This is a genomic window from Streptomyces sp. DvalAA-43, from assembly GCF_900091725.1.
GTDB lineage: Bacteria > Actinomycetota > Actinomycetes > Streptomycetales > Streptomycetaceae > Streptomyces > Streptomyces pulveraceus.
The window spans coordinates 111,082-122,772 of record NZ_FMBW01000037.1; the positions used below are offsets into that span (position 1 = coordinate 111,082).

The following is an 11,691-nucleotide window of genomic DNA, read 5'->3' on the forward strand; positions in this document are numbered from 1 at the left end:
TCCGCCCATGGACACCGGTACCACCAGCACCACCCCCTGGACCCTGCGCCCCGCCCGCCCCGAGGACGTCGAGGCCATCGCCGAACTCAGGGCCGTCGTGATGCGCCCCGACCTGGAGCGGCTCGGGCGTTACGACGAGCACCGGGTACGACAGCGCCTGCGGGACGTCTACGCGCCGGAGCACACCACGGTCGTCCTCGCGGACGGGGAGTTCGCGGGCTGCGTCACCCTGCGCCCGGTCGAGGGCGGGCTGTGGCTGGAGAACTTCTACCTCTCCCCCGCCCTCCACGGGCGCGGCATCGGCACCGCGGTGCTCCGTACGCTGCTCGCGCGGGCCGACCGGGACGGCGCGACCGTCCGGCTGGACGTGCTGCGGGGCAGCGCCGCCCGCGCGCTCTACGAACGGCACGGATTCACCGAGGAGCGGCAGGACCCGGTCGATGTGTTCATGGTGCGTACACCGGTGAGTTGAGCCGTCCGGGTCACATCATCGGATATCCAGGCAACCCGCCTCCGGGAATCTCCGTCTATCCCCCCGCAGCAGCGGCCGTCCCCCGCCGTGGCCTGCACGGATTCGGCACGCAGCACAGGGCCGCACAGCCGCTCGCCGCTGCGGGGGAAGTGGACGGAGCACGGTGTGACGGATCGACCCGCCCTGCGCGCAGCCCGCTCGGGACTGCCGCGGCGCACGGTACTGGCGGCGGCCGGCGCGACCGGCCTGGCGGCCCTCACCGCCTGCACGGCGCCCGCACCGCCCCGGCGCCGCGATCCCGCCGCCGACCCGATGCCCGGACTGCCGATCAGCACCTCGCACCCGGCCCTGATGATGCAGATCCTCGCCCACCCGGACGACGACCTGTACTTCATGAACCCGGACACCCAGCAGGCCCTCGACGCCGGGACCCCGCTGGTCTGCGTCTATCTGACCGGCGGCGAGGCCACCGGCGTCAACTTCGTGCCGGGCCGCCCCGCGCCCGCGCCCGACAAGGCCGCGTACTCCTCCGCGCGTCACCAGGGGCTCCGCCAGGCATACGCGACCCTGCTCGGCCTCGGCCGGTTCGACCCGTGGCACAGGTCCGTCATCGAGCTGCACGGCGGCCACCGCGCCGAGCTCAACACCCTCGCCCACCGCGGCCGCAGGGTCGAGCTGATCTTCATCAACACCGCCATGCACACCACGTACGGACGGCTGGGTCTGCCCAGCCTCTGGCAGGACCGGCGGCTGGTCCTGCCGACCGTCGTCGCCGAGGGCTCCCCGCTGAAGAAGGCGGGTTCGTACACCTACGACGGGCTGATCGACGTCCTGGCCGGGCTCTTCGAGCGGTACCGGCCGAGCATCCTGCACACCATGGACCCGGACCCCGACATCCAGCACAGCAGCGAGGCCGTCCGCCGCCGGGACAGCGAGCAGAAGGGCTACTCCGACCACCCCGACCACACCGCCGCCGCCCTGTTCACCTGGGCGTCGCTGATCCGGTGGGTGGCCCGCACCACCGGGAACGGCGGCGAGGTCCCGAGCTTCGCCACCACCGCGTTCCGGGCCTACTACAACCGGCACTGGCCGAAGAACCTGCCACCCGCCGTGCTGGCCGAGAAGGCCTCCCACCTGGTGCCGTACGGCGGCTCGGCCGACTGGCGCTGCGGCAACCCGGGGGGCTGCGGGGACTACAACGTGGGCGGCAACCGGCCGCTCACCAACCGGAAGGGCTGGGTACGGTCCACCCACTACCGCTACCCCGGCCCCCGGCCCACCCTCGCCACCGAACCGGACGGCCGGCTCGTCAGCTACGAGGTCCTGGGGCTGCGGGCGGTACGCCGGCGCGAGGACGCACCGGGCAGCGGGGTGTGGGAGGCGCCCGACGACCTCGGTGGCGGTCCGCTCGCCCCGGTCCTGGGCTGTGCGACGCTCCCGGACGGGCGCCATCTCCTCTTCGGCCTGCGGTTCTCGGCGCTCAGCGGGCACGGCGCGGACAACGAACGCGAGATCGTCGCCCTGGAGCAGCGCACCCCCGGCGGCGCCTTCCGTGCCTGGCAGGGGCTGGGCAACCCGGTGCGCGACCACGACGGCGGGCGCCGGATCGGCGTCCCGGTCGCGGTCGCCGCGCCCGACGGGCGGGTGCACCTCTTCGTCCGGAACGCGGAGAAGGGCCTCAGCACCCGGGTACGGGACACGGCCGGCCGGTGGAGCGACTGGCAGGACATGGGCGGCGGCGAGATCCAGGACGGGCTGAGCGCCGTGGTGGACGCCGAGGGCCGTGTCCATGTCTACGCGGCGGGCCGTTTCGCGGTGCACCACTGGACGCAGGACACGCCCGGCAAGGCCGTGACCGCGCGCACCCAGATCACCGGGGTGGCGGTGCCCGGCGACGGTCCGGCCGCGCTGGCTGGGGCGGACGGCAGCATCGAGCTGTACTACCGCGCGGCGGCGAAGGCCGCCCTGACGACCGTACGGACCGGGGAGACGGCGGACGAGACCGGCATCGACGGGTACGGACGCCTGATCCGGGACCGGGCGGGTTTCGACGGGTACGGTCCGGTCGCCGCCGCCGGATCGCCGGCCGCACCGGTGCTGCTGGGCCGCACCGCCGAGGGCCTCATCCAGCTCCGTACGCCCGGCGGGCACTTCGTGCGGCGGCGCGGGCCGGTGGCGCTGGACGGACCGGCGCTGCACATGGGCAACGACGGGCGGCCGACGGTGGTCGCCCTGGGCCCCGACGCCCTGCCCTGGCTCTGGCGCCCCTGAGGTCCCGGCCCGTACCGCACGACGTACACGACCACGACGTATACGACGAAGGGCCCCGGTCCACCGCTCGCGCGGCGGGCCGGGGCCCTTCTCGGTGCTCTGTGCGGAGCAACCAGGTCAGACAGTCAGGTGATTACTTGACGATCTTGGTGACCTGGCCGGCGCCCACGGTCCGGCCACCCTCACGGATGGCGAACTTCAGGCCCTCTTCCATGGCGACCGGCTGGATCAGCGCGACGCTCATGACGGTGTTGTCGCCCGGCATGACCATCTCGGTGCCCTCGGGAAGGGTCACAACGCCCGTCACGTCCGTGGTACGGAAGTAGAACTGCGGGCGGTAGTTGTTGAAGAACGGGGTGTGACGGCCACCCTCGTCCTTCGACAGGATGTAGGCCTGGGCCTCGAACTCGGTGTGCGGCGTGACCGAACCGGGCTTGATGATGACCTGGCCGCGCTCGACGTCCTCGCGCTTGATGCCACGGAGGAGCAGACCGACGTTCTCACCGGCCTGGCCCTCGTCGAGCAGCTTGCGGAACATCTCGATGCCGGTGACCGTGGTGGTGGTCTTCTCGGTCTTGATACCGACGATGTCGACGGTCTCGTTGACCTTGAGGACACCACGCTCGATACGACCGGTGACGACGGTGCCACGACCGGTGATCGTGAAGACGTCCTCGATCGGCATCAGGAACGGCTTGTCGACGTCACGCTCGGGCTGCGGGATGTTCTCGTCGACGGCCTTCATCAGGTCGAGGACGGTCTGGCCCCACTCCTTGTCGCCCTCAAGGGCCTTGAGCGCCGAGACCTTGACGACCGGCAGGTCGTCGCCCGGGAACTCGTACTCGGAGAGGAGCTCACGGACCTCGAGCTCGACGAGCTCCAGGATCTCCTCGTCGTCCACCATGTCGGCCTTGTTCAGGGCGACGACGATGTACGGAACGCCGACCTGGCGGGCCAGGAGCACGTGCTCCTTGGTCTGCGGCATCGGGCCGTCGGTGGCGGCGACCACGAGGATGGCGCCGTCCATCTGCGCGGCACCCGTGATCATGTTCTTGATGTAGTCCGCGTGACCCGGGCAGTCGACGTGCGCGTAGTGACGCGACTCCGTCTGGTACTCGACGTGCGCGATCGAGATCGTGATACCGCGCTGGCGCTCCTCGGGAGCCTTGTCGATCTGGTCGAAGGCCGAGGCCTCGTTCAGGTCCGGGTACGCGTCGTGCAGCACCTTGGTAATGGCGGCCGTGAGGGTCGTCTTACCGTGGTCGATGTGACCGATGGTGCCGATGTTGACGTGCGGCTTAGTCCGCTCGAACTTCGCCTTCGCCACTGGGTCCTCCTGTGGAGTGGTTCTGTACGCCTTGCTTCATCGGCGCCAGGTGATCTTTGCTGGGATGCCGGGGCCGGGGGCATTCGGCGCAGAACTTCCGCTCTGCGACGAATGCCCCACCAGGCTCCGGTGACAAGCCTAAAGCGTGAGCTCGGGAGAGTTACTCGCCCTTGGCCTTCGCGATGATCTCCTCGGCGACGTTCCGCGGAACCTCGGCGTAGGAGTCGAACTGCATCGAGTAGCTTGCGCGACCCGAGGTCTTGCTGCGGAGGTCTCCGACGTAGCCGAACATCTCCGAAAGGGGCACGAGGCCCTTCACGACGCGAGCGCCGCTGCGCTCCTCCATGGCCTGGATCTGGCCACGGCGGGAGTTGAGGTCGCCGATGACATCGCCCATGTAGTCCTCGGGCGTGGTGACCTCGACGGCCATCATCGGCTCCAGGAGCACGGGGGACGCCTTGCGAGCACCCTCCTTGAACGCCTGCGAACCGGCGATCTTGAAGGCGAGCTCGGAGGAGTCGACCTCGTGGTAACCACCGTCGAGAAGGGTGACGCGGACGCCGACCATCTCGTAACCGGCCAGGATGCCGAACTGCATGGCTTCCTGGGCACCCGCGTCCACCGAGGGGATGTACTCACGGGGGATGCGGCCACCGGTGACCTTGTTGACGAACTCGTAGGACGCGTCGCCACCCTCGATGGGCTCAAGGGCGATCTGCACCTTCGCGAACTGGCCGGTACCACCAGTCTGCTTCTTGTGCGTGTAGTCGATGCGCTCGACGGCCTTGCGGATCGTCTCGCGGTACGCGACCTGCGGCTTGCCGACGTTCGCCTCGACGCGGAATTCGCGCTTCATGCGGTCGACGAGCACCTCGAGGTGAAGCTCGCCCATACCACCGATGATGGTCTGGCCGGTCTCCTCGTCGGAGTGCACCTGGAAGGACGGGTCCTCCTCGGAGAGGCGCTGGATGGCGACACCCAGCTTCTCCTGGTCACCCTTGGACTTGGGCTCGATGGCGACCTGAATGACCGGCGCCGGGAAGTCCATGGACTCCAGGATGACCGGGTTCTTGTCGTCACACAGCGTCTCACCGGTGGTGGTCTGCTTCAGGCCCATGACGGCGATGATGTCACCGGCGCCCACCGACGCGATCTCCTCACGCTTGTTCGCGTGCATGCGGTAGATCTTGCCGATGCGCTCCTTCTTGCCCTTGACGGAGTTCAGCACCGCGGTGCCGGCCTCCAGGCGACCGGAGTAGATCCGGACGAAGGTGAGCTTGCCGAGGTGCGGGTCGCTCGCGATCTTGAACGCCAGGCCGGAGAACGGCTCGTCGTCCGAGGGCTTGCGCTCGATGACCTTCTCCGGGTCCTTGGGGTCGTGGCCTTCGATGGCCTCGACGTCCAGGGGGGAGGGCAGGTAGCGGACGACCGCGTCGAGCAGGGGCTGCACGCCCTTGTTCTTGAACGCGGTGCCACAGAACACCGGGGTGACGGTGACGGAGTCGGCGCCGCCCTTCGATGCGAGGGTGATCCGGCGGATGGCCTCGTGCAGCTGCTCCTGGGTGGGCTCGTTGCCCTCCAGGTACAGCTCCATCATGGCGTCGTCGTTCTCGGCCACGGCCTCAAGGAGCTTGCCGCGCCATTCCTCGGCGGCCTCCTTGAGGTTGTCCGGGATCTCGACGATGTTGTACATCTCGCCCTTGGCGGCCTCTTCCGGGTACACGAAGGCCCGCATCGACACGAGGTCGACGACGCCCGTGAAGTCGGCCTCCGCGCCGATCGGAAGCTGCATGACGATCGGGGTCGCGCCGAGGCGGTCCACGATCATCTGGACGCAGCGCAGGAAGTCGGCGCCGGTGCGGTCGAGCTTGTTGACGAAGCAGATACGCGGCACGCCGTAGCGGTCCGCCTGACGCCACACGGTCTCGGACTGCGGCTCGACGCCCGCCACACCGTCGAACACGGTGACGGCGCCGTCGAGGACGCGGAGCGAACGCTCCACCTCGACGGTGAAGTCGACGTGACCCGGGGTGTCGATGATGTTGATGGTGTGGTCAACATCATTGAGCGGCCAGTGACAGGTCGTCGCGGCGGACGTGATCGTGATGCCGCGCTCCTGCTCCTGCTCCATCCAGTCCATCGTGGCAGCGCCGTCGTGGACTTCACCGATCTTGTACGAGACGCCGGTGTAGAACAGGATCCGCTCAGTGGTGGTCGTCTTGCCCGCGTCGATGTGGGCCATGATCCCGATGTTGCGGACCTTGGCCAGGTCAAGCGAAGTGGTGGCCATAAGGCTCAATCTTCTCTCGGTCTCGATGTGGGTAGCGACTACCAGCGGTAGTGCGCGAAGGCCTTGTTGGACTCGGCCATCTTGTGGGTGTCCTCGCGCTTCTTGACGGCAGCGCCAAGACCGTTGGAGGCGTCGAGCAGCTCGTTCATGAGGCGCTCGGTCATGGTCTTCTCGCGGCGGGCGCGGGAGTAGCCCACGAGCCAGCGCAGCGCGAGGGTGGAGGCACGACCGGGCTTGACCTCGATCGGCACCTGGTAGGTGGCGCCACCGACACGGCGGGACTTGACCTCGAGCGAGGGCTTGACGTTCTCAAGCGCGCGCTTCAGCGTGATGACCGGGTCGTTGCCGGTCTTCTCGCGGAGGCCTTCCATGGCGCCGTACACGATCCGCTCGGCGGTGGAACGCTTGCCGTCCAGCAGGATCTTGTTGATCAGCGAGGTGACAAGAGGAGAGCTGTAGACCGGGTCGATGATGACCGGGCGCTTCGGGGCGGGGCCCTTACGAGGCATTCTTACTTCTCCTTCTTGGCGCCGTAGCGGCTGCGGGCCTGCTTGCGGTTCTTGACACCCTGGGTGTCGAGCGAGCCGCGGATGATCTTGTAACGAACACCCGGCAGGTCCTTCACACGGCCACCACGCACGAGCACGATGGAGTGCTCCTGCAGGTTGTGTCCCTCACCCGGGATGTAGGCCGTGACCTCGATACCGGAGGTCAGACGCACACGCGCGACCTTACGGAGCGCCGAGTTCGGCTTCTTCGGGGTGGTCGTGAACACACGCGTGCAGACGCCGCGGCGCTGGGGCGAACCCTCGAGCGCGGGCGTCTTGTTCTTCTCGACCTTGTCCTGCCGGCCCTTCCGGACCAGCTGCTGGATCGTAGGCACTACTTCTCCGGTTTCTGTGTGCCGTTCGTGAAACTAACCTGGAACGTCACCGACCCACGCGGTCGGGTGTGTCGGATACTGCAGGCTTCTGCCGCAAGGCAGAGGGAGCGCAGATCACGGTGGCCACTGACGGACTCGCCGTGCGGTTGAGGACACGCACACGAGCCCAGGCACACCCCAGGCACAAGGTCTGAGCGTACCTACCTCGTCGACTCCGGTCAAAACAAATGCTGTCCACCGGGACACACCCGGCCGCGTGCCCGGCTTGTCCCGACCCGTACCCATGGCTTCCCGCGCCCCAGAGGCCCTCCACAGCCCCGTACAGGGCCTCCGGGCCCCGCTTCCGGCCAGCCGGTGCGCCCCGGCCGGTGCACGGCAGTGACGTATCACACGCCGGAGGGCGGCCACCCCGTACGAAACGGGGTGACCGCCCTCCGGTCGGTCAAGCGACTCGCCTACTGGTTGTACGGACCGTAGTCGTAGTCCTCCAGCGGAACGGCCTGGCCGGAGCCGGTGCCGAACGGCGAGTAGTCGATGTCGTCGTAGCCGACGGCCGAGTACATCGCGGCCTTGGCCTCCTCGGTCGGCTCGACCCGGATGTTGCGGTAGCGGGACAGACCCGTACCGGCCGGGATGAGCTTACCGATGATGACGTTCTCCTTGAGGCCGATGAGGCTGTCGGACTTGGCGTTGATCGCCGCATCCGTCAGGACTCGGGTCGTCTCCTGGAAGGAGGCGGCCGACAGCCAGGATTCCGTCGCCAGCGAGGCCTTGGTGATACCCATCAGCTGCGGACGGCCGGAGGCGGGGTGACCGCCCTCGGTGACCACACGACGGTTCTCGGTCTCGAACTTCGAGCGCTCGACGAGCTCGCCCGGCAGCAGCTCCGCGTCGCCGGACTCGATGATCGTCACGCGGCGCAGCATCTGCCGGATGATGATCTCGATGTGCTTGTCGTGGATCGACACGCCCTGCGAGTTGTAGACCTTCTGGACCTCGCCGACCAGGTGGACCTGGACCGCGCGCTGACCGAGGATCCGCAGCACGTCGTGCGGGTTGGTGGCACCCACGGTGAGCTTCTGGCCCACCTCGACGTGGTCGCCCTCGCCCACCAGCAGACGGGCACGCTTCGAGATCGGGAACGGGATCTCGTCGCTGCCGTCGTCCGGGGTGACGACGAGCTTCTTGGTCTTCTCGGTCTCCTCGATCCGGACCCGGCCCGCGGACTCCGAGATCGGGGCGACACCCTTGGGCGTACGGGCCTCGAAGAGCTCGACGACTCGGGGCAGACCCTGGGTGATGTCGTCACCGGCCACACCACCGGTGTGGAAGGTACGCATCGTCAGCTGGGTACCGGGCTCACCGATGGACTGGGCGGCGATGATGCCGACCGCCTCACCGATGTCGACCAGCTTGCCGGTGGCGAGCGAGCGTCCGTAGCAGAAGGCACAGGTGCCGACCGCGGACTCACAGGTCAGGACCGAGCGGGTCTTGACCTCCTCGACGCCGGCGCCCACCAGGGCGTCGATCAGGACGTCACCGAGGTCGACATTGGCAGGCGCGATGACCTTGCCGTCGACGACGACGTCCTCGGCGAGCATGCGGGCGTAGACCGAGGTCTCGACGTCCTCCGTCTTGCGGAGCACACCGTCCGCACCCTTGACGGCGATCTTCAGCTTGAGGCCGCGGTCGGTGCCGCAGTCCTCCTCGCGGATGATCACGTCCTGCGAGACGTCCACCAGACGACGGGTCAGGTAACCCGAGTCGGCGGTACGCAGGGCGGTGTCCGCCAGACCCTTACGGGCACCGTGCGTGGAGATGAAGTACTCCAGAACGGTGAGGCCCTCACGGAAGGACGCCTTGATGGGACGCGGGATCGTCTCATTCTTGGCGTTGGACACCAGACCACGCATACCGGCGATCTGACGCATCTGCATCATGTTTCCTCGGGCACCCGAGTCAACCATCATGAAGATGGGGTTCGTCTTGGGGAAGTTCGCGTTCATCGCCTCGGCGACCTCATTGGTCGCCTTGGTCCAGATCGCGATGAGCTCCTGCGTGCGCTCGTCCTTGGTGATCAGACCGCGCTCGTACTGCTTCTGGACCTTCTCGTCCTGCGCCTCGTAGCCGGCGACGATCGCCTTCTTGGCCTCGGGGACCACGACGTCGGAGATGGCCACGGTGACACCGGAACGGGTCGCCCAGTGGAAGCCCGCCGCCTTCAGGTTGTCGAGCGTCGCCGCCACGATGACCTTGGGGTAGCGCTCGGCGAGGTCGTTGACGATCTCGGAGAGCTGCTTCTTGCCGACCGAGTAGTCGACGAACGGGTAGTCCTCGGGCAGCAGCTCGTTGAAGAGCGCGCGGCCCAGGGACGTACGCAGCCGGAACGTGTCGCCCTGCTGGTACTCCTGCTCGCCTTCCTCGGCGACCGGCGGCACCCAGCCGCGCGGCGGGATGGTGCCCACCGGGAAGCGGATGTCGACCTTCGCCTGGAGCGACAGCTCGCGGGCGTCGAAGGCCATGATCGCCTCGGCCGTGGAGCCGAAGGAACGGCCCTGGCCGATGACCTTGCGCTCCTCCTCGTCCGTGGTGAGGAAGAACAGGCCCAGCACCATGTCCTGGGTCGGCATGGTGACGGGACGACCGTCGGCCGGCTTCAGGATGTTGTTCGAGGACAGCATCAGGATGCGGGCCTCGGCCTGCGCCTCCGCGGAGAGCGGCAGGTGGACGGCCATCTGGTCACCGTCGAAGTCCGCGTTGAACGCGGTGCAGACGAGCGGGTGGATCTGGATGGCCTTGCCCTCGACCAGCTGGGGCTCGAAGGCCTGGATGCCGAGGCGGTGCAGCGTCGGCGCACGGTTCAGCAGAACCGGGTGCTCGGCGATGACCTCTTCCAGGACGTCGTACACGACCGTGCGGCCGCGCTCGACCATGCGCTTGGCCGACTTGATGTTCTGCGCGTGGTTCAGGTCCACCAGGCGCTTCATCACGAACGGCTTGAAGAGCTCCAGCGCCATGGCCTTCGGCAGACCGCACTGGTGCAGCTTGAGCTGCGGGCCGACGACGATCACGGAACGCGCGGAGTAGTCCACACGCTTGCCGAGAAGGTTCTGACGGAATCGGCCCTGCTTGCCCTTCAGCATGTCGCTGAGGGACTTGAGCGGGCGGTTGCCGGGACCGGTGACCGGGCGACCGCGGCGGCCGTTGTCGAACAGCGCGTCGACGGCCTCCTGCAGCATCCGCTTCTCGTTGTTCACGATGATCTCGGGGGCACCGAGGTCAAGGAGACGCTTGAGGCGGTTGTTGCGGTTGATCACACGGCGGTACAGGTCGTTCAGGTCGGAGGTCGCGAAGCGGCCACCGTCCAGCTGCACCATCGGACGCAGGTCCGGCGGGATGACCGGCACGCAGTCGAGCACCATGCCCTTGGGCTTGTTGCTGGTCTGCAGGAACGCGGAGACGACCTTGAGGCGCTTGAGCGCGCGGGTCTTCTTCTGGCCCTTGCCGGTGCGGATGATCTCGCGGAGGCGCTCGGCCTCCTCGTCGAGGTCGAAGGACTCCAGGCGCTTCTGCAGGGCGGCGGCGCCCATGCAGCCGTCGAAGTACGTGCCGAAGCGGTCACGCAGCTCGCGGTAGAGCAGCTCGTCGCCCTCCAGGTCCTGGACCTTGAGGTTCTTGAAGCGGCTCCACACCTCGTCGAGACGGTCGATCTCGCGCTGCGCACGGTCGCGCAGCTGCTTCATCTCGCGCTCGGCGCCTTCGCGCACCTTGCGGCGCACATCGGCCTTGGCGCCCTCGGCCTCCAGCTCGGCCAGGTCGGTCTCGAGCTTCTTGGCGCGGGCTTCGAGGTCGGCGTCGCGGCGGTTCTCGATCTGCTGACGCTCGACGGAGACGTGCGCCTCCAGCGACGGCAGGTCGCGCGTACGGCGCTCCTCGTCCACGAACGTGATCATGTACGCGGCGAAGTAGATGACCTTTTCGAGGTCCTTCGGCGCGAGGTCGAGGAGGTAGCCCAGGCGCGACGGGACGCCCTTGAAGTACCAGATGTGGGTGACGGGAGCGGCAAGCTCGATGTGACCCATGCGCTCACGGCGCACCTTGGCGCGCGTGACCTCGACGCCACAGCGCTCACAGATGATGCCCTTGAAGCGGACACGCTTGTACTTGCCGCAGTAGCACTCCCAGTCCCGGGTCGGACCGAAGATCTTCTCGCAGAAGAGTCCGTCCTTTTCGGGCTTGAGCGTGCGGTAGTTGATGGTCTCCGGCTTCTTCACTTCGCCGTGGGACCAGGTCCGGATGTCGTCCGCGGTGGCAAGGCCGATCCGCAGCTCGTCGAAGAAGTTGACGTCGAGCACTGGTCGTCAATCCCTCTTTCGGGGGTTCGAGCCCCCTCGCGTCAGGCGAGAAATCGGGGCACTTCAGCAATGGTCTGAACGGGTCCGGGGAGA

General features: G+C 67.8%; 7 protein-coding genes. 2 read left to right on the plus strand and 5 right to left on the minus strand.

Features of this window, described 5'->3' with window-relative positions:
• The first annotated feature begins 7 nt into the window (after nt 1-7).
• A complete protein-coding gene (locus GA0115234_RS11260; protein ID WP_093540793.1) occupies nt 8-472 on the plus strand; it encodes a GNAT family N-acetyltransferase in 465 nt (154 codons plus the stop codon).
• Nucleotides 473-676: 204 nt separating this feature from the next.
• Nucleotides 677-2,743 (plus strand): PIG-L family deacetylase, encoded by a 2,067-nt coding sequence (locus GA0115234_RS11265; protein ID WP_093540794.1) that lies wholly within the window; start codon nt 677-679, stop codon nt 2,741-2,743.
• Nucleotides 2,744-2,876: 133 nt separating this feature from the next.
• On the opposite strand, the gene tuf is transcribed toward GA0115234_RS11265, so the two are convergent.
• From tuf to GA0115234_RS11290, 5 genes are all read right to left on the minus strand, one after another.
• Nucleotides 2,877-4,070 carry an elongation factor Tu gene (tuf, locus tag GA0115234_RS11270; protein WP_093540766.1) on the minus strand — a complete coding sequence of 398 codons (1,194 nt, stop codon included), beginning with the start codon at nt 4,068-4,070 and terminating at the stop codon, nt 2,877-2,879.
• Nucleotides 4,071-4,230: 160 nt separating this feature from the next.
• A complete protein-coding gene (gene fusA / locus GA0115234_RS11275) occupies nt 4,231-6,360 on the minus strand; it encodes an elongation factor G (RefSeq protein ID WP_093540767.1) in 2,130 nt (709 codons plus the stop codon).
• A gap of 38 nt (nt 6,361-6,398) precedes the next feature.
• The gene (gene rpsG, locus GA0115234_RS11280) at nt 6,399-6,869 is read right to left on the minus strand and encodes a 30S ribosomal protein S7 (RefSeq protein WP_007445917.1); all 471 of its coding nucleotides are present in this window, start codon (nt 6,867-6,869) and stop codon (nt 6,399-6,401) included.
• A gap of 2 nt (nt 6,870-6,871) precedes the next feature.
• On the minus strand, nt 6,872-7,243 hold the full coding sequence (gene rpsL, locus GA0115234_RS11285; protein ID WP_003948652.1) for a 30S ribosomal protein S12: 372 nt from the start codon (nt 7,241-7,243) through the stop codon (nt 6,872-6,874).
• 455 nt (nt 7,244-7,698) lie between these two features.
• On the minus strand, nt 7,699-11,598 hold the full coding sequence (locus GA0115234_RS11290) for a DNA-directed RNA polymerase subunit beta' (protein ID WP_093540768.1): 3,900 nt from the start codon (nt 11,596-11,598) through the stop codon (nt 7,699-7,701).
• Nucleotides 11,599-11,691 lie beyond the last annotated feature (93 nt).